Origin of the sequence: Rhizorhapis suberifaciens (assembly GCF_014200045.1) — a bacterium.
Lineage (GTDB): Bacteria > Pseudomonadota > Alphaproteobacteria > Sphingomonadales > Sphingomonadaceae > Rhizorhapis > Rhizorhapis suberifaciens.
The window spans coordinates 77,994-95,871 of the sequence record NZ_JACHOV010000007.1 but is presented as its reverse complement, the minus strand read 5'-3'; the positions used below and the strand labels follow the sequence as shown (position 1 = coordinate 95,871).

15 protein-coding genes are annotated in these 17,878 nt (G+C 60.3%); 14 read left to right on the top strand and 1 reads right to left on the bottom strand.

Annotated features, from left to right (window positions below):
- The first annotated feature begins 10 nt into the window (after nt 1-10).
- Genes HNQ99_RS10220 through HNQ99_RS10205 form a run of 4 tightly spaced genes read left to right on the top strand, consistent with a single transcriptional unit; the run spans nt 11 to nt 6,338 of the window.
- Nucleotides 11-2,584 carry an AMP-binding protein gene (locus HNQ99_RS10220; protein ID WP_184475553.1) on the top strand — a complete coding sequence of 858 codons (2,574 nt, stop codon included), beginning with the start codon at nt 11-13 and terminating at the stop codon, nt 2,582-2,584.
- 2 nt (nt 2,585-2,586) lie between these two features.
- Complete coding sequence (locus tag HNQ99_RS10215; RefSeq protein WP_184475552.1) at nt 2,587-3,666, top strand: acyltransferase family protein; 1,080 nt, start codon at nt 2,587-2,589, stop codon at nt 3,664-3,666.
- Nucleotides 3,667-3,723: 57 nt separating this feature from the next.
- Nucleotides 3,724-4,824, top strand: coding sequence for a glycosyltransferase family 2 protein (locus HNQ99_RS10210; protein WP_184475551.1), 1,101 nt, complete (start codon nt 3,724-3,726; stop codon nt 4,822-4,824).
- Nucleotides 4,737-6,338 carry a hypothetical protein gene (locus HNQ99_RS10205; protein ID WP_184475550.1) on the top strand — a complete coding sequence of 534 codons (1,602 nt, stop codon included), beginning with the start codon at nt 4,737-4,739 and terminating at the stop codon, nt 6,336-6,338. The genes HNQ99_RS10210 and HNQ99_RS10205 overlap by 88 nt, the downstream gene beginning before the upstream one ends.
- On the opposite strand, the gene welK is transcribed toward HNQ99_RS10205, so the two are convergent.
- The gene (gene welK, locus HNQ99_RS10200; protein ID WP_184475549.1) at nt 6,307-7,320 is read right to left on the bottom strand and encodes a beta-1,4-glucuronosyltransferase WelK; all 1,014 of its coding nucleotides are present in this window, start codon (nt 7,318-7,320) and stop codon (nt 6,307-6,309) included. The two genes, HNQ99_RS10205 and welK, sit on opposite strands and share 32 nt — an antisense overlap.
- 198 nt (nt 7,321-7,518) lie before the next feature.
- Between welK and HNQ99_RS10195 the strand changes: the two genes are divergently transcribed.
- From HNQ99_RS10195 to HNQ99_RS10150, 10 genes are all read left to right on the top strand, one after another.
- Nucleotides 7,519-8,388 carry a peptidyl-prolyl cis-trans isomerase, EpsD family gene (locus HNQ99_RS10195; RefSeq protein WP_184475548.1) on the top strand — a complete coding sequence of 290 codons (870 nt, stop codon included), beginning with the start codon at nt 7,519-7,521 and terminating at the stop codon, nt 8,386-8,388.
- 47 nt (nt 8,389-8,435) lie between these two features.
- On the top strand, nt 8,436-9,635 hold the full coding sequence (locus HNQ99_RS10190; protein ID WP_184475547.1) for a polysaccharide pyruvyl transferase family protein: 1,200 nt from the start codon (nt 8,436-8,438) through the stop codon (nt 9,633-9,635).
- A complete protein-coding gene (locus tag HNQ99_RS10185; RefSeq protein WP_184475546.1) occupies nt 9,632-10,846 on the top strand; it encodes a Coenzyme F420 hydrogenase/dehydrogenase, beta subunit C-terminal domain in 1,215 nt (404 codons plus the stop codon). The genes HNQ99_RS10190 and HNQ99_RS10185 overlap by 4 nt, the downstream gene beginning before the upstream one ends.
- A 222-nt stretch (nt 10,847-11,068) precedes the next feature.
- Nucleotides 11,069-12,163, top strand: coding sequence for an outer membrane beta-barrel protein (locus HNQ99_RS10180; protein ID WP_184475545.1), 1,095 nt, complete (start codon nt 11,069-11,071; stop codon nt 12,161-12,163).
- Nucleotides 12,164-12,222: 59 nt separating this feature from the next.
- Entirely contained in the window at nt 12,223-12,999 is a 777-nt protein-coding gene (locus tag HNQ99_RS10175; RefSeq protein ID WP_184475544.1) for an SLBB domain-containing protein, read from the top strand.
- On the top strand, nt 12,999-14,369 hold the full coding sequence (locus HNQ99_RS10170) for a GumC family protein (RefSeq protein ID WP_184475543.1): 1,371 nt from the start codon (nt 12,999-13,001) through the stop codon (nt 14,367-14,369). The genes HNQ99_RS10175 and HNQ99_RS10170 overlap by 1 nt, the downstream gene beginning before the upstream one ends.
- A complete protein-coding gene (locus tag HNQ99_RS10165) occupies nt 14,366-15,064 on the top strand; it encodes a CpsD/CapB family tyrosine-protein kinase (RefSeq protein ID WP_184475542.1) in 699 nt (232 codons plus the stop codon). Before HNQ99_RS10170 ends, HNQ99_RS10165 begins: the two co-directional genes overlap by 4 nt.
- Complete coding sequence (gene xrtV, locus HNQ99_RS10160; RefSeq protein WP_184475541.1) at nt 15,054-15,959, top strand: exosortase V; 906 nt, start codon at nt 15,054-15,056, stop codon at nt 15,957-15,959. Before HNQ99_RS10165 ends, xrtV begins: the two co-directional genes overlap by 11 nt.
- Nucleotides 15,953-16,627 (top strand): exosortase-associated protein EpsI, V-type, encoded by a 675-nt coding sequence (epsI, locus tag HNQ99_RS10155; protein WP_184475540.1) that lies wholly within the window; start codon nt 15,953-15,955, stop codon nt 16,625-16,627. The genes xrtV and epsI overlap by 7 nt, the downstream gene beginning before the upstream one ends.
- Before the next feature lie 122 nt (nt 16,628-16,749).
- Complete coding sequence (locus tag HNQ99_RS10150) at nt 16,750-17,862, top strand: S-(hydroxymethyl)glutathione dehydrogenase/class III alcohol dehydrogenase (protein WP_184475539.1); 1,113 nt, start codon at nt 16,750-16,752, stop codon at nt 17,860-17,862.
- Nucleotides 17,863-17,878: the final 16 nt, after the last annotated feature.

Sequence of the window (17,878 nt, the reverse complement as noted above, 5' to 3'; positions counted from 1 at the left end):
AGGCAATGGGATGACCTTCGCCGCCAGGCTTCAGGATTTTGGCGACAATATCGCGCTGATCGGCGAAATGGGGGAACGGCTTTCCTACGCTGAACTCGCATGTCACGCCGATGCGTTCGCCCATGAATGGCTGGGCACGGCCAAGCGGCTGGTCCTGGTTCGTATCGCCAATGATGTCGAGAGCGTCGTCCGCTATCTCGCGGCGCTGAGGGCAGGCCATGCCGTCATTCTGACTGGCGACGACTTCAATGGAAAAGCGGCGAAGATAATCGAGACATATGCGCCCGATATCTGTGTTTCGGCTGATGACGTCAGCTATCCGAATGGCCGCGCTGCGGCGGGAATCGTCCACCCCGACCTGGCGTTGTGCCTTTCGACCTCAGGATCGACAGGAGCGACGCGGATGGTGCGGCTCTCGAGCCGTGCCGTGCATGCCAACGCGCTTTCGATCATGGAATATCTGGGGCTTTGCTCGGATGAGCGGGCCATCAGTTCTCTGCCGTTGCATTATAGCTACGGCCTTTCGGTGCTGCATTCGCATCTGGCGTGCGGGGCGGCTGTGGTGCTTACCGGGCGCAGTCTGACTGATCCGGAATTCTGGGCGCTGGTCCAGCAGGAACAAGTCACCAGTCTGGCGGGCGTGCCGCATAGTTTTGAACTGTTGGAGGCGGTGGGGTTAAGGGCAATGGACCTGCCGTCCCTGCGCTATATCACCCAGGCCGGCGGACGGTTGTCGCCGGAGCTGGTAACTCGATATGGTCAGTGGGCGATTGAGACCGGACGCCTTCTTTATGTAATGTACGGGCAGACCGAGGCCGGTCCGCGCATGGCCTGGCTGCCCCCTGAGCGGTTGCTCGACAATCCCGACTGCATCGGCGTGCCAGTGCCGGGCGGCTCCTTCGAACTGGTGGACGAGCAGGGTCGGAAAATTGGGGCCCAGGGAGTAGCCGGCGAATTGGTTTATCGCGGCCCCAATGTGATGATGGGCTATGCCGCCAACCGCGATGATCTGGTGAAGGGCGAGGAGGTAGATGCGCTCCACACCGGCGATTTGGCGGAGCGTCGGGACAATCTCTATAAGATCGTGGGACGACGCAGTCGTTTTGCCAAGCCGTTTGGTGTCCGCGTCAGCCTGGACGAAATAGAGGTGGCGCTGGCCGCGAAAGGAATGGCGGCAGCGGTTGCCGGCCATGACGGCCTGATCGCAGTGGCCTGCCGGGGCCAAAGCAATCCTGATGAAATCGCGCGAGAGCTGGGGCAGACCTACGGGTTTCCAGCGGCTTTGTTCGATGTGTCGATGGTGGAGGAATGGCCGCGCCTCTCCTCGGGCAAGACGGACTATCCCTCGATCCTGCGGGCAGCGGAGGAAAGGCGCGTCCTGGTGCCGCCGACTGTCCGCGAGGAAAGCTTTGCCGAAACGTTCAAGGCTTTGCTGGGCCGGCAACAGATTGCGCAGGAGGACAGCTTCGTCTCACTGGAGGGCGACAGCCTGTCTTATGTCGCGGTGTCGAGCGAGCTGGATCGGCGATTGGGATATTTGCCGGACGGGTGGGAAAATCTCACCGTAAGTGACATTGACGCGCTAATCCCACAGGCGGCGCCCGCAAAGGGCCTGAAGCCTTATGATTCAGAGACGCTGATCCGGGCCGTCGCCATTACCGGCGTGGTCGCCAATCATGCGAGTTCGGGGACGCAATGGCATTTCGGCGGCGGCGCGGATGTGCTGATGCTGCTGGTGGGTTTCAGCCTGGCGCGGTTCAATTTCGCACGCTTGACGGGCGGGCAATCCCTTGACGTGTTGCTGTCCGTTCTGCGCAGGATCATTCTGCCCTATTGTCTGATCCTTTGGGCCTATGGGTTATTCTACCGCGATTTGCCGGCAAGTTCCTTCCTGCTGCTCAGCAATTTCGAGGGGCGGTTCCAGTCCCTGTTGACGCCCTATTGGTTCATGGACGCGCTGTTCCAGAGCATGGTGCTGATCGCGCTGCTGTTCAGGTCGAAGCGCGTGAGAATGGTTGCGGCGGATGATCCGTTCGAGTTCGGGCTGTGGTTCCTTGGGGCGGCGGCGGCGCTGAAGGTGGTGACCTTTGCGCTTTTCCACCATAGCCATTTACAGAACATGACCCCTGACGCGGTCCTGCCGCTGATCGCTTGCGGCTGGTTGCTGTTTTTTGCCAAACGGCCCGGGCAGAAGCTGGCGGCGGTGGGGGTGACATGCGGTTTCGCAGCGGTTCATGTGGCCGCGCCCGCCCTGGGCGGTTGGGACTATGAGGCGGTGGGACAGTTCCGCCTGCCCTGGTTGCTAGCGGCGATCATTGCCTTGCTCTATGTGCCGCGTGTTCCTCTTCCTCCCCTAGTCGCGCGACTTGTGACGCAGGTATCGGCGGCGAGCTTTACCATCTACCTGGTTCATGTCCTGCCATTGCATGTGATGAAATATAAGCTCGGCATCGATGACGCGCCGCTGACGGTACTGGTCGCGATGGCGACGGGCATGGCTGTGCACCGGATACGACCAGTGCGAATGGCTGGGGTGCTGTTCGGGAAATTGCAGGCGCGAGCAACTGCGGCGACATCGGATTGATCGTGCGGCCATCCTATCTTGGGTTGAGGAGCGAAAGCAGCCTCCTGCTCCGGCTGGACTCGCTGCGGTTCCTGGCGGCGGTGCTGGTGGTCGTCTATCATTTCCGAAACCAATGGACATTCGCCTCCGGACCCGGCTGGGCGATGACCGGCTTTGGCAATCTGACCTTCGCAGTCGATTTGTTTTTCGTGATCTCTGGGATCGTCATCAGCTGCGCCTATGAGGGGCGGTTGGAGTTCGGCGCGTTCCTGAGGCGGCGGTTCGCCCGACTGGCGCCGCTGCATTATGCGACTTTCCTATTCTATTTCAGCGCGGGAAGCCTGGCGATGTGGTCAGGATATGAATTTTGGGAAGCGGACAAATTCCGGCCTGAATGCGTGGGCACACAATTGCTGTTCCTTCAGGCGCATGGCCTTTGTTCCGGGCACAGCTTCAATCATGTGAGCTGGTCTATCGGCGCGGAAATGACGGTTTACCTGTTCTTTCCGCTATTCCTGAAGCTCGCGCGATTGCACAAGGCATTGCCGGCATTAATTGCGTTTGGCTGGATCGTGGGGCTTGGCATGGTCGAGGCCTGGTTTCCGGGGGAGGAACCCTGGCACAAGCTTACCTATGGCCTGGGAGTCGTGCGGGCTGTTCCCGGATTCCTCGTCGGAATGAGCCTTTGGGCGTTCAGAGATCAGCTCGCGAAAATACCCTTCGCAGATGCGGTTCTCATAGGGACGCTGATCCTCTTCGGGGCGGGAATAGTAGTGGAGGCGTGCCGGGAGGTGATGCTGGGCCTCACCTATGCGCTGGTGGCTATCGCCTTTGCCGCCGATTGGGGTGCGCAGGAGCGGCGCATCCCCGCAATGATTGCTCCGTTGGCGGCGCTGACCTATGGCATCTACATGCTCCACCCATTGGTGAGGACGGTTGGTTTTCCCATCTTCACCAGCGCTGGCCTTAGCGGTAATGCGGCCATAGCGCTGTGTGGGCTGCTGGTGCTTCCACTGGCGTATCTATCCTATTTCTGGTTCGAGAATCCAATGCGCCGATGGCTTTCGGCCGCTCATGTGCGTTCCGTACCGGCCGCAGCCTGAGCTTCCCTTGCGCCGCATGATGCTCTAGGGCCAACTCTGAGTTATTCAGGGGTAGCCATGCAGGCTGGAACACGCGCATTGCAGGTCGGAGTCATTGTGCCTGTGTTCAACGAGGCGGACAATGTCGCGCCGCTGCTGGAGCGGCTGGCGAAGGTGCTGAGCGGCTATGTGTGGGAAGTCCTATTCGTGGACGACAGTTCGCCAGATGGATCGGCGGCCAAGGTTCGGGAATTCGCGCTCCTCGATCCGCGTGTCCGCTGCGTGCAGCGCGTAGGGCGGCGCGGACTGTCTTCGGCGGTGGTCGAGGGGATGCTGGCGAGCGCTGCTCCCGTGCTGGCGGTAGTCGATGGCGACATGCAGCATGATGAAAGCGCACTTCCCTGCATGATCGACAAGATCCTGAAGGTAGAGGCGGATATCGCAATCGGAACGCGTTATTCCGGTGAAGGGTCGACCGGCGATTGGGATCAGCGCCGCGCGAACATTTCCCGCGCGGCCACCTGGCTGACGCAAAAGGCGATAGGTACGCAGGTCAGCGACCCAATGAGCGGATTTTTCGCGGTTAGCCGGAAAGCCTTCGAGGCGGCGCTGCCCAACCTGTCCAATGTTGGGTTCAAGATCATGCTAGACCTGCTGGCATCCTCACCCAAGACCCTGCGCGTGGCCGAGGTGCCTTATACCTTTCGAAGCCGGGAGGCAGGCGAAAGCAAGCTTGACGCCAAGGTAGGACAGGAATTTCTGGTCCTGCTGCTGGAAAAGATGTTCGGCCATTTCCTTCCCATAAGGTTCCTGATGTTCGCGGCCGTCGGCGGCGTTGGTCTGCTGATCCATTTGGCGGTGTTGGGGCTGACGCTCAATATCGGAGGGCAGGATTTCCGCCATGCGCAGTCGCTGGCGGTGTTCGTGGCAATGACGTTCAACTTCGTGCTCAACAATGTGCTGACCTATCGCGACATGCAGTTGCGGGGCTGGCAGTTGGTGCGAGGGCTGCTGACCTTTTATGCCGTCTGTGCGGTCGGAGCCATTGGCAATGTCGGCGTGGGCGAGATTGTCTATGACCAGAGCCGGATGTGGGTGCTCGCCGGTATAGCCGGGGCGGCTATCGGCGTGGTGTGGAATTATGCAACCTCATCGGTGCTGACCTGGAAAAGGAAATGATGCAGGAGCGGGAGCGGTTTACCGCCGTTGCCGCATTCCTGCTCGCAGTGGCGCTAACAATTGCAATACGTTGGGGAGGGATCGGCGATATCGCCGCCCATGCCGATGAGCAATTCTACCTGCTGGTCGGCGATCACCTGCTGAATCGAGGCGCGGTGCCCTATGTCGAGATCTGGGACCGAAAGCCTGTGGGGTTGTTCCTGCTTTTTGTGGGCATCAGGCTGCTGGGCGGAGAAGGCATCGTTCAATACCAGATTGTTGCGTTGCTGGCCGTGGCGGCGACGAGCGGAATATTGGCCATGTGGATATTGCGCTGGTCGGGTTGGATCGGCGCAGTCGTGGGGGTCCTCCTCTATAATGGGCTGCTGGTCAGCCATCTGGGCTTTGGCGGTCAGGCCGAGGTCTTCCTGAATTTGTTCGTCGTGGCCGCTGGATGGTTGGTGCACGGATTGGTAGTTGCCCGGACGCCGAGGGAAAACGTCGATGTTAGGCGCTTTGCGCTGGTTGGCGGGCTGGCGATGCTTCTTTGCGGGCTGGCGATACAGATCAAACCGACGGCGGTGCTGCCGGGGGGATTTCTGGGACTGGCGTTGCTTTGGGCTGCCTGGCGGGCGGGGCTGCGGTGGAAACAGGTGCGGAGGTTGGCGATCATCTGGGTCGGGTTGGCGCTGTTGCCGACAATGCTGGTGGTGCTGAGCTATTGGGCGATGGGTTTTCTGGACCAGTGGATGTTCGCCAACATCTTTTCGATCTTTGAAAAGGCACCCGATCGGGCGGGTGCGGTCGTCGCCCGCATTGCAGATATAGGTCGGGAGTTCGGCCGGCCCTTCGCTGTGGCAGCGATATTGGCGCTGGGGCAGTGCCTGTTCCGGCGGGATAAGGGTTTGTGGGTTTCGACCCTGTTCCTGTTGGGCTGGCTTTTATCGGGATGGGCCGCGTTCGCCGCACTGAGTGCCGCCTATCCGCATTATGCACTGGTCATGGCTCCCATGGGGAGCCTGATGACCGGTTATGCCGCACGGGGAAATGTGCCGGGCTATGCCGTTGCAATATGGCTGATGAACCTGTCGCTCGATAATGTCGGGTTATATGAGCGGCGGTTGCGTGACAGCGCGCCGGTAGCAGCACAGATCGAGGCGATGGCCGGAACCATTCGGCGTCATCTGGGCCAGGGCGAATGTCTTTATGTCTATCACGGACCGGTGGTGCTGTATCAGCTTACGCATGCCTGCATTCCGACGCGCTTCGCCTTTCCCAATCATCTGTCTATCCGAACAGAAGCGAGCGGCCTTGGCGCTGATCCGGTCAAGGAAACCAGCCGCATATTGACCACAGACCCCGCTGTCATAGTAGATGGCGCCTTCGGTTTTCACCAACCCAATCTGGCGACGCAGAAGCTGGTACGGGCGAAGCTTCACCAGCAATATAGGCCGATTGCCGCGGTCAGGGATAAGCGGGGGCGGCCAATTGCTACTGCCTATGTCAGGCGGCCAATGGCTCTAGAAGTCCGTTGAGATAGGCGATCAGTTCGGCAGGATCGGTGGTCGCCATGCGGGGTGTGGCGGTACGGGCGTCGGCGAGGGCAGTCTTCAACTCGTCTACCGAGTTCGCGGACCAGATAAGGCCACGGGCAACAAAAGCCTCGGTGATTTCGGCCTGATGATCGTCATAATGTTCGCCCCGCTGGAACAGGCGCGGCATGGATATGACCCGGCATCCGGCCCGCAGCGCGGTGATCAACGATCCGGTGCCGCCATGGCAGACGACGATGTCGGCATCGTGAAGCAGTTTCTGGACCTGCCCGAAGGAAAGGGTTTCGACGATTTCCACGCCTTCCATCGGCGGCGGCTTGCGAGCGCCTTTGCCGACCTGCAGGATCACTCGTTCAGGAATATGACCAGATGCCTTCAACGCCGCGACGCTTTGTACCAGGCGATCGAAAGGCAGGGTCGCACCGACCGTGGCGAACAGCAGCGGTTGTTTTTCGGGGCGGTTGCCGTCGAGAAGTTTCAATGGGTCGAAAATATGCGTTCGGGGCCAATAGTCCGCGAGCGCCTTTGACTGAACGATCCTGTGATGAGCGAGCGGAGCGGCGATGCGGGCGAAGAGCGACGGCCGCTCGAACCGGGCGAAGGAGTCGATGAGAACGATCTGAGCCCCCAGCAACCGCGCCCACAGCATCGCGAAGAACATCGCGCCAGCGCCGGTGGTTATCATCATCTGCGGCCGTTCCTTGAGGATGATGGCGGCCGATTGCCAGAAGTTCCGCAAGCCGTTCCAAAGCATCTGGAAAGGCGCGCCCAGTCGCGCCTGCCCCATGGCGACATGCGCCACAAAAGCGCAGCGATGATGTTCGGCCAGGCTTTTGCCGAGTGCGGTGTCCTCTGTAATGAAGAAAGAGTCGAGGCCGCGCCACGCCGGCTCCAGGTCAAGGAGCTGACGCACATGCCCGCCGCCCGATCCGGCAAGGCATATCTTTGGGGCCGTGTTCTGCATGCTTCTGGCCTTCAAGCCCTCTTCGCAGGTCCCGTTCCTGGCATATGCCCGGCGCATTAGCATGTTTGCGGCCATTTGTACTTTTTTCTGCAACATTCCGATCCCCGACGGATGCCGCCAAATCGGCTGAGGTCGCGGCTGTGTAGCACAGCTTTTGACCATATGGTGAATCGACAGAACGCATTTGGAGAGATTCTAATGTTTACAAGGGGTTTGCGCCTTGCCCTCCTGATCGCCGGAGTCGGGTGCATATCGAGCTGCGGAAAAGACGAGGCGGAGGCTGCGCCCAAGGGGCAGGTGGTTGCGGTGGCCGACGGGATTGAGATCACTCAACGGGAGGTTGCCGCCGAAACGGACCTGATTGGTGCGCGACTGGTTGGCGGCGACGGCGACAAGGTGCGGCAGGCGGCATTGCAGCAGATTATTGCTCGCAAGCTTCTGGCGCGAGAGGCGCGGACGCGGAAGCTGGATGAAAGCCCTGATTTCGGATTGTTGAAGCAGCGGGCTGAAGAGGCGGCGCTGGAAACATTGCTGCAGCGGTCGATGACGCGCCACCTCCCCGAGCCCACATCTGCGGACGCGACGCGCTATGCCGCCGATAATCCTGATCTGTTCGCACAGCGCAAGCTGTTTTCAGTGGACCAGATTCGCATTCCGACGCGGAACCCCAAGGTGCTGGTGGAGAAGCTGAAACCGCTCGCGACGCTGGAGGAGGTGCAGGCGATGCTCGAACGCGATGGCGTGCGCTTTCGCCGCGAGCGGGAAACGTTAGATGCGATGCAGGCGCAGCCTGCGCTGGTGAAACAAATACTGGCCTTGCCCGCGGAAGAGATTTTTGTCCTGCCGGCCGCTGAGGGGCTGACGGTGAACCGCATCGTCGAAACCCGTACGGAACCAGTCCAAGCCGATGAGGCCCAAAGATTTGCCCTCAACTATCTTCGGCAAAAGGGGATTTCGGATACGCTGCAGAATCAGCTTGCGGAAATCATGAAGAAGCACAAGGACAAGATCCGCTACCAGCCGGGTTATGAGATGAGCGACGCCGCATCCGGCAAGCCCGGCGGGTAATCGGAACAGCCCCTCCTTCCTGGGCGGGTGCGGCGCTGTGCAAGGACATGCGGGGCAAAGTGACGGGCAAGACATTGAAGATCGGTTTGCTCTGGCACAGCGGCAAATCGGGTAATTTGGGGGTCGGGGCGCTGACTATCGCCAATATGGCGATTGCGCGGAAAGTGGCCGAAGAATTGGGCCTGACGCCCGCCTTCACGATCATCGGCGTGGCCGACAAGGGGCGCGCCTATATCAATCCCGATGAGGCGCAGCTATACGAGGTGAACAGCAGGCGGCTGGTTGATCCACGCGAAACGCTGGCAGTGATCGGCGCCCAGGATTGCATATTGGACATAGGAGCCGGGGACAGCTTTGCCGACATTTACGGCTTCAAGCGGTTCTTGTTCATGTGGCTGAGCAAGGCCATGTCTCTTGTGCGCGGAGTGCCGCTGATACTCTCTCCACAGACCATTGGGCCGTTCACCCGGGAGCCCTATCGGGCGATGGCGCGTTGGGTGATGAAACGAGCGGACTGCGTCATGGCGCGCGATCATACCTCATTTGATGTGCTGACGAAGCTCGCTCCGAGTGCGCGGGCGGTGCAGTCGGTGGATGTGGCCTTTGCTCTGCCTTTTACGGATCGGTCGTCCGAGCGCGGCGGTGAGAAGTTGCGGGTCGGCGTGAATGTGTCAGGCCTGCTGCTTCAAGAGGCCGAGAGCGGGCGCAACCGCTTTGAGCTTGAGGCGAATTATGCGGAGTTGATGCGTCGCTTTGTGGGCGCAATGGCCACCCGCAAGGATGTGGAGGTGCATCTGATCTCCCATGCAACTTCGCTGCAGGATAGAGGGGATGATGACGGGCAGGCGGCGGACCGGTTCGCCGCCGAATTTCCGGGCGCCATTCGGGTTCCTGACTTCTTTGGGCCGTGCGAGGCGAAGAGTTATATTTCCAGCCTGGACTATCTGGTAGCGGGCCGAATGCATGCCTGTATCGCGGCCTTTTCATCGGGCACGCCGGTGGTGCCGGTCGCCTATAGCCGCAAGTTCAGCGGGCTGTTTGGAACCCTGAACTATGATTTTCTGCTGCCGGTCAAGGGCATGGGGACGGATGAGGCGCTCGCTTTCCTGGTGGATGGACTGGATCGGCGGCCGGAGATGCAGGCTGCGATCGGGCAAGCTATGGGCAAGATCGAGGCCTTGCTGAACGCCTATCGCGATGAGCTGCGTGTGCAGTTCGCGGTGGCTGGGGAACTGGCGAGGATATGAGAGAGTCGCCCACCGTCGAACGCGTGCTGCGGGACGATCTTTGTTCGGGTTGCGGGCTGTGCGCCGGCGTGGCTGGCAGTGCTATTGAGATGAGCGTGACCCCGCCGGGATATAATCGCCCGCAAATAAAAGGACCCGTGAACGTCGAGGCTGAAGCGATCATCGCGGACAGCTGTCCCGGCAGCAAGGTTGCGCCCTGGCGCGGAGATTTGCCGCCTTCGCCCTATTGGGGACCGGCAGAGGTCATATTGACCGGCCATGCTCGTGACGAAAAAGTACGGTTTGCGGGCTCTTCGGGAGGCGCAATAACGGCGCTGCTGATCTTTGCGCTGGAAAGCGGCCTGGTGGACCGGGTCGTGCAAGTGGCCGCCGATCCGAAATTTCCGACGCGTAATCGGATCGTGGTATCGCGCACGGCGGATCAAATTATTTCAGCCGCAGGTTCACGCTATGCGGCTTCGTCTCCACTTGCCTCCATTGTCGATGAACTGGAGTTAAGCGGATGCTTCGCTTTCGTGGGCAAGCCTTGCGACATTTCAGCGCTGCGGCAGTTGGCCAAGCATGACGAGCGCGTGGACCGGAAGATTCCGTTGAAGCTGTCCTTTTTCTGCGGCGGGATACCGAGCCACAGAGGGGCGGACAATATTCTGACCGAAATGGGCCTTGCCGGGGCGGAACTGGTGTCGTTCCGTTATCGCGGCAATGGCTGGCCCGGCCTTGCAGCGGCGCGGGCCGTAAACGGGCGAACGGCGGAGATGACCTATGAGCTAAGCTGGGGCCATCATCTGTCGAAGGAAGTGCAGTTCCGCTGCAAAATCTGCCCCGACGCAGTGGGCGGCGCGGCCGACATTGCCTGCGCGGATGCCTGGTATGGGGGAGAAAGCGGATACCCTCAGTTTGAGGAGTTGGATGGACGCAGCCTGATCATGGTTCGATCCACTGTGGGGAGAACTCTGCTGGACAAGGCGGTCGCCGCTGGGCGATTGGACGTCGCGACGCTGGCCGAGCAGGAGATCATCCTGATGCAGCCGGCGCAGGCGCGGCGTAAGCGGCTGGTGAAGGCACGTTTTGCAGCCATGCTACTTGCAGGGCGGAGGCCGCCAAGAGTGGAGGGACTGTTGGTGGACGAAGCTTCGCGAGAAGCGCGTTTTGCCGAGAAACTGAGGAATTTTGCCGGGACCTTCCGGCGGGTGATTAAGGCCGGATCCTGACGGGCGCGTTCTCGCGGCGGCGGGAATCAAAGGGCGGTGCTGGAACTGGGCTTCTGCCTATGCGGGAGCACAAGAGAAGATAGTGAACATGGGGAATGGTTTGGGATGGCGATTTCACGCCAGGGCTGCCTGTGCGCGGCGCACTTGGGGGGGCTGATTATGATGTGCACAGGGCAAATCGCTTTGGGTCAGGATCGGGAAAAGCGATCCCTGGAGCTTCGGATGAGCGGATCGGCGATTTACGATAGCAATGCGGCGCGATCCAGCAAGGCGCAAGCTGCTCTACGGGGATTGGCGCGAACGGAAATGGAATATCGGCCTTCGCTGCACGCAACCGCGGCCCTACCCTTCGATCAACATGCTTTTTTTGCCGACAGCCAAGTCGGTTATGAATTTCATTCCCGCAACAAACAGCTGGAGAGCGAACGCATCGCGGCAACGGGTGGGGTTCGGCTGCGAATGGCCGGCTGTGTCATGGAAGCATCTGGAACCTATGCACGCCGGTTAAGCGAAGTGGCGGACGATTTTTCCGCAGTCCCCGGCAATGTCGAGCAGGTCGCGGGCGGTGATGGAACATTGCAATGCGGGAAGGCGGTGGGCATCTCGCCAGCGGCTTCCCTGTCCTATCGAAGATCGCGTAACGCCCAGGCTGAACGGCGGCGGTCGGACCTTAATAGCCTGACACTGACAGGTGGGCTGGCCTATGCGCAGCCTTCGCTGGGGCGGCTGTCGTTGCTCGCGAGCGTCAGCAACCAGTCCTACCCTCATCGCCGTTCCCCCTCCGGACAGCAGGATGGCATTCGAGTGATTTCAGGCATGCTGAAGCTGGAGCGCGAGGCTGGCGCCAGGTTGAAGGGCAGTTTGTCGGCAGGTTATATCCATGTCGATCCAGACCTGCCGGGCGTGCGCGGTTTCGAAGGGCCAAGTTATGGCGGGGATCTGCGTTTCACACCCGGCGGCCGGGCCGCCTTCGCCCTGGCGGCAATGCGGACGGTCGAAGCGTCAAACCGGCTGGATGTCAGCTATTACCGCCAGGATCAGTTCAGCCTCAGCATGGATTATGCGGTCAGTGTTCATGTGGATGCCCAACTAAGGGCAAGCTGGCGGCGGCGGCGGTTCGCGCCCTCTCCGGTTATTACAGATGTGACCCCGCCCGGTTCGGATCGCAACTATGCCTTGGGAATGGGCCTTCGATATGCGTTGAACCGGCGGATCGAGCTGAGTTTCGATGGAGATTATCAGCGGCGGAATGCGGCGGCGGACCTGTTCGATTATGACGGGCTGCGGGCCGGGCTGACCGCTTCCTACAGGATGTGAGGATTGGGATGGCTTTGCCGCAAAATATTCGGCCGCGTCAATTTTTATTGGACGTGATTATGGGACTGTCGCTCCTGGGACTGATTTTATCGGGTCCCGCAGCTGCCGAGGAGAACGCTGCCGCAGCAACAACCGACGCTGGCTATGTTGTTGGCGTGGGCGACGTCATTGAGGTTTCGCTTGTCGGCGTGCCTGACTATCGGACACGCGTGAAGGTGCAAGCGGATGGTACGGTGCTGCTGCCCTATGCGGAAAGCGTGAAGGCCGCGGATCGGACCGCGCTGCAATTAGGACGCGAGATCGGTACGAAACTGGCCCTCGCCGGTTATTTCGTAAAGCCTCAAGTCATTGTGGACATCGTGTCCTATGCGAGCAGCAATGTGACAGTGCTTGGCGCGGTGGCCAACCCCGGTCTGGTGCCGGTGGACCGATCCTATCGCCTGTCCGAAATATTGGCGCGGGTAGGTGGTAAGCGCGAAAATGGAGCTGATCATGTGACGCTTCGCCGCAATTCCGGCGAAGAAATGCGGCTGGACATAGAAGCGCTGGCGACGGGCGGGACCGAGCGCGATCCGCAGGTGTTGCCGGGCGACAAAATATTCGTTCCCGATGCCGAGCAGTTCTTTATCTATGGGCAGGTCAACGCGCCGGGCGCTTATCCACTGCGCGAGGGGATGACGATCCGCCAGGCACTTGCCCGTGGCGGCGGTTTGACGCAGCTCGGCACCGACAAACGGGTGAAGATCTTTCGCGGCGGCAAGCAGGTGAAGGACGCGGCTTTGGAAAGCCTCGTCGCGGCGGAAGATGTCGTGGTGGTGGGGGAGCGCTACTTCTGATGAGCATCCAGCAATTTTTCGCGATATTATGGGCGCGGCGGGCGTTCATCACCCTATCGCTTTGCGGATCGCTGATCGGGGCGAGCCTGGTCGCGTTCCTGCTACCGCCGCGCTATCAAGCCACTTCACGGATCATGCTCAACTTCATAAAGCCTGACCCGGTGACGGGCGAGGTGATCTCATCCAATTTTGCGCGGACCTACACCAAGACCCAAAGCGAATTGGTGCGCGATTATCGTGTCGCGGGACAAGTGGTGGACCGGCTCGGCATGGCTGGCGATCCGGCGCTGCAGGCTGAGTTTGCGAAGCTGCCGCCCGAACGGAGAACCGATTTCCGGCGCTGGCTGGCCGATTCGATCATCGCGCGCACGCAGGCGGATCTGGTCCTTGGGACCAATATATTGGAAATCAGCTATCGCTCCACCAATCCCGAAATTGCGCGGATCGTGGCCGATGCGCTGCGGAATGCCTATGTGGACAGCAGCCAGGCTGCCCGGCGGGAGGAAGCGGGGCGCAACGTCGTGTGGTTCGAGCGGCAGGCGGCAGAGCTTCGTGCCCGGCTGGCCCAAGCGGAGCAGGCCAAAGCGGCGTTCGAAAAGCAACATGACCTGATCCTGCAGGAGGATAATAGCGACATCGACAGCGTGCGGCTGGCGGCGCTGGCGGCGGCAAGCGCGCCGGTCGCACCAATGGCTGTGCCAGCGATGCCTCTATCGTCGGGCTCTACGGCACAATTGGCGCAGATCGACGCCGCGATCGCCCAATCCGCCGAGCGGCTGGGCCCCAGCCACCCCCAGATGCAGGCATTGAGGCAGCAGCGCGGCATTCTCGCCGCCGAGGCAGCGCGTGAAATGGCGACGGCGAATTCGGCAAGCGCGACCGCCGCACGGGCCGCCGGGACAACCGCCGCAACGATCGGCCGCGAAGTGGCGGAGCAGCGCGCGAAAGTGATTGGGCAGCGCGATAAGTTGGGGCAGCTTCGCAAGCTGAAGGACGAGGTGGACTTGCAGCGCGTTCAACTCGCCAAAATCAATGAACGCATTGGAACGCTTAGGCAGGAGGCGGAGGCGGACCAGACCGGCCTTACGGTTTTGGGCAATGCGGTGGCTCCGCCCGAACCCTATTTCCCGAATAGGCCCCTGATCCTGATCGGGGCGGCGGTGCTGGGGCTTGCTTTCGGAGCGCTGACAGCCTTGTTGGTGGAATTGCTCGCGCGGCGAGTTCGGTGTTCGGGCGATGTGGTGAACGGCTTTGACGTGCCATTGCTGGCGGTAATGGTTCCGCCCGAGGAACAATTCCGGCAGGGCTTTATCGCGCGCAGCCGGACGTTGTTGTGGCCGCGCTATGCCAAAGGGGGATTGGGTTCATGAGCCAATTGCTATTGGACGTTCCCGGCGCACTCCAGCAGGTCCATCGGAATATATCATGGGGCTTTACGCTTTCCCCTGAAATTGTCCTGGCTGCGGGTCGCGACGGCCCGCAGGTAGAGGCGCTAAGGTCGCTTCGCACGCAACTGATAGAAAGGCACTTGCGGCGGGGGCGCCGGGCCATTGCGCTTTGCAGCCCTTCGGGGCAAGCCGGCGTCAGTTTTATAGCCGCAAATCTTGCAGTCGCATTCGCACGAATGGGGGCAAACACGCTGTTGGTCGATGCCAATATGCGTGGTCCGTCGATCCAGAATTTCATCGTGCCGCATCAGCCGGTGGGAGGGCTGTCCCAATGCCTGTCCGGCGGGGGCAACCATTCCGATCAAGTGCAGCCCAATGTCATTCCCTATCTGTCGGTGCTATATTCGGGTGGAGCGAACCCGGAGGCTTTGGAAAAGCTGTCTGGGCCACTGTTCCAGCCGCTAATGGCCATGTGGATGCGGGATTTCGATATCGTCATCATCGATACTCCGCCGGCCAATCGCTATGCCGACCCATTGAGGATCGCTTCGGCGGCTGGGCATTCCCTGGTCGTCCTTCGCAAGCATGTGAGCTTCATGAGCGATGCCGACCGGCTGATGACGGAGCTGACCGCCAGCCGGGTTGGAATTACCGGCATCGTGTTGAATGAGTACTGATCTGGCGAGGGTAAAAGCCTGGGCCGAAGCGAATGGCTTCACATTGCCAGCATCATGGTTGAACCCTGCGTCCCTCGGTTTCTGGTTCGCACTGGCTGGCTTTGGCGCAATGGTCATTCCCACCATCTTTTCGCTGGGCCGGGAGTCTTGGTCCACCGAGGCAGGCGCCCACGGTCCCATCGTGCTGGCGACCGGTCTGTGGCTCTTCTGGAAACGGTGGCCGGACCTGATTTGGGAAGCCCGGCCGGGCAGTTCAGCGCTTGCTGCAGCTATTTTTTTCGCTGCTCTTCCGATTTACGTCTTCGGCCGGGCCTATGGATTTCTTTTTCTGGAGGCCGGCGCCTTGATGTTGGCGTTAAGCGCCCTGTTCTATGGGCGCTTTGGGTCGGACGCCATAAGGAAGCACTGGTTTCTGCTGGTCTACATGGCCTTTTTGGTCCCACTGCCGGGATGGGCACTGGATCACGCGACTCAGCCTCTGAAGGCATTTGTATCGCAAGCCGCAACGGCGCTGATGCGCGGCGCGGGAATTCCGGTGTTTCGCGAAGGGGTTACGTTATATATCGGATCCTATCAACTTCTGGTGGAGGACGCCTGCGCCGGGATGAACAGCCTGATGGGTTTGATATCGACCAGCCTGTTCTACATCTATGTTCTGCACGGAGCGCGGTGGCGATATGCGCTGCTGCTCGTGGCGCTGGTGGTGCCGGTGGCGATATCGGCGAATATGGTGCGGATCAGCCTGCTGGTGCTGCTCACCTGGGGCTATGGCGATGCCGTTGCGCAGGGATTTCTGCATTTCACGGCCGGATTTCTTATGTTTGCCCTGGCCTTGCTGCTGATCTTCGGCATTGATGCGCTGTTGACCCGGTCGACAAGGTATTGGCAATGGTGAGCCGGCGAGAGGTGCTGGCCGGTGGCGCGGGCCTGATGGCCGCGGGCGCTGCCTGGTCGCTGGAACCGCGGGTGGCGCTGAACCTTTTGGGGCGTTCGAAACTGGCGACGATCGTGCCCGACCGTTTCGGAGGCTGGTTGTCGGAAGTATCGGACAGGCTTTTGCAGCCTAAGACCCAAGGTAAGCTGGCTGATATTCTGTACTCCGATACGCTATCCCGCATTTATCGTCGGAACGGCAGCAATGACGCTGTCATGATGCTGATGGCCTATGGCAGCACCCAAAGCGACCTGTTGCAGTTGCACCGGCCGGAAACCTGCTATCCAGCCTTTGGTTATCGGATCGAGCAAAGCCGGGCGGTTGGATTGAGGCTTGGGACTGGAATGCTGCCGGCCAGGGAGCTTCTTGCTGTCGGACCGGGCAGAACGGAGTCGATCCTTTACTGGACGCGGGTCGGGGACTCTTTGCCTACCAACAGCGCGGAACAGCGGCTCGCCAGACTTAGAATGGCGGTGGCGGGATATGTCCCCGACGGGCTGTTGGCCAGGTTCTCTGTGGAAGGGAATGATGAAAGTAGCTTTGCACGACTGACTCTGTTCGTGCGTGATTTGCTGCGTGCGGTGCCAAATAGTAGCTGGCCAGGACTAGTAGGTCGGAGCCTGATCTAGCCGTCTGATCATTGATAGGCACGGCCTATTATAATCCCTGAACATTTTATTTGAAGCTTCAATCATGATCGCTAGTAAGGGCCATCATTGCCACTATGCAGGCACCATTCAGGGAGATGCCCATGAAGACCAGAGCCGCCGTCGCTGTCGCGCCCAACCGACCGCTTGAAATTCATGAGGTGGAGCTGGCCGGACCCCGACCCGGCGAAGTCCTGGTTGAAATCATGGCGACCGGCGTGTGCCATACCGATGCCTATACGCTTGAGGGGAAGGACAGCGAAGGTATATTCCCGTCAATCCTGGGGCATGAAGGCGCGGGAATCGTGCGGGAGGTTGGGCCTGGGGTGACCTCGGTGAAGGTGGGCGACCATGTAATCCCGCTCTACACGCCCGAATGCCGGGAGTGTAAGACTTGCCTTTCCCAGAAATCCAACCTCTGCACCTCGATCCGATCGACCCAGGGGCAAGGCTTGATGCCCGATGGCACCAGTCGCTTCTCGTTGGGCGGAGAGACGCTGTATCACTATATGGGTTGTTCAACCTTCTCCAATTTCACCGTGATGCCCGAGATCGCAGTGGCCAAAATCCGTGAAGACGCGCCGTTCGACAAGATTTGTTACATCGGATGTGGCGTTACCACTGGTGTTGGCGCGGTGATCTGGACGGCCGGGGTCGAGCCGGGGTCGAATGTCGTGGTGTTCGGCCTAGGTGGGATCGGACTTAACGTCATTCAAGGCGCTCGGCTGGTAGGGGCGAACAGGATTATTGGCGTTGACGTAAATCCGGGCAAGCGCGCCATGGCTGAGAAGTTTGGCATGACGCAGTTCATCAATCCAACAGAAGTGGGCTTCGACAAGGTGGTCGCGGCGGTGATCGATGCCACTGATGGCGGCGCGGATTATAGCTTTGATTGCACTGGCAATACCGACGTGATGCGGCAAGCGTTGGAATGTTGCCACCGCGGATGGGGCGAAAGCGTGATCATTGGCGTAGCAGAGGCCGGCAAGGAGATATCCACCCGGCCGTTCCAGCTGGTCACCGGTCGCGTCTGGAAGGGTTCGGCTTTCGGAGGCGCACGGGGGCGGACGGACGTGCCCAAGATCGTCGACATGTATATGGACAAAAAAATAAATATCGACGACCTGATCACCCACACCATGCCGCTTGATGATATCAACAAGGCGTTCGACCTGATGCATGCGGGGGAAAGCATCCGGAGTGTCGTGCTGTATTGACCTGGGATCAACACGC

What these genes read in the sequence shown, in the direction of transcription:
- xrtV (WP_184475541.1), top strand. Translation starts at nt 15,054, where the DNA reads ATGAGTACTGATCTGGCGAGGGTAAAAGCCTGGGCCGAAGCGAATGGC.
- HNQ99_RS10150 (WP_184475539.1), top strand. Translation starts at nt 16,750, where the DNA reads ATGAAGACCAGAGCCGCCGTCGCTGTCGCGCCCAACCGACCGCTTGAA.
- welK (WP_184475549.1), bottom strand. Translation starts at nt 7,320, where the DNA reads ATGCAGAACACGGCCCCAAAGATATGCCTTGCCGGATCGGGCGGCGGG.
- HNQ99_RS10220 (WP_184475553.1), top strand. Translation starts at nt 11, where the DNA reads ATGACCTTCGCCGCCAGGCTTCAGGATTTTGGCGACAATATCGCGCTG.
- HNQ99_RS10175 (WP_184475544.1), top strand. Translation starts at nt 12,223, where the DNA reads ATGGGACTGTCGCTCCTGGGACTGATTTTATCGGGTCCCGCAGCTGCC.
- HNQ99_RS10185 (WP_184475546.1), top strand. Translation starts at nt 9,632, where the DNA reads ATGAGAGAGTCGCCCACCGTCGAACGCGTGCTGCGGGACGATCTTTGT.
- HNQ99_RS10180 (WP_184475545.1), top strand. Translation starts at nt 11,069, where the DNA reads ATGAGCGGATCGGCGATTTACGATAGCAATGCGGCGCGATCCAGCAAG.
- epsI (WP_184475540.1), top strand. Translation starts at nt 15,953, where the DNA reads ATGGTGAGCCGGCGAGAGGTGCTGGCCGGTGGCGCGGGCCTGATGGCC.
- HNQ99_RS10195 (WP_184475548.1), top strand. Translation starts at nt 7,519, where the DNA reads ATGTTTACAAGGGGTTTGCGCCTTGCCCTCCTGATCGCCGGAGTCGGG.
- HNQ99_RS10165 (WP_184475542.1), top strand. Translation starts at nt 14,366, where the DNA reads ATGAGCCAATTGCTATTGGACGTTCCCGGCGCACTCCAGCAGGTCCAT.
- HNQ99_RS10210 (WP_184475551.1), top strand. Translation starts at nt 3,724, where the DNA reads ATGCAGGCTGGAACACGCGCATTGCAGGTCGGAGTCATTGTGCCTGTG.
- HNQ99_RS10190 (WP_184475547.1), top strand. Translation starts at nt 8,436, where the DNA reads ATGCGGGGCAAAGTGACGGGCAAGACATTGAAGATCGGTTTGCTCTGG.
- HNQ99_RS10170 (WP_184475543.1), top strand. Translation starts at nt 12,999, where the DNA reads ATGAGCATCCAGCAATTTTTCGCGATATTATGGGCGCGGCGGGCGTTC.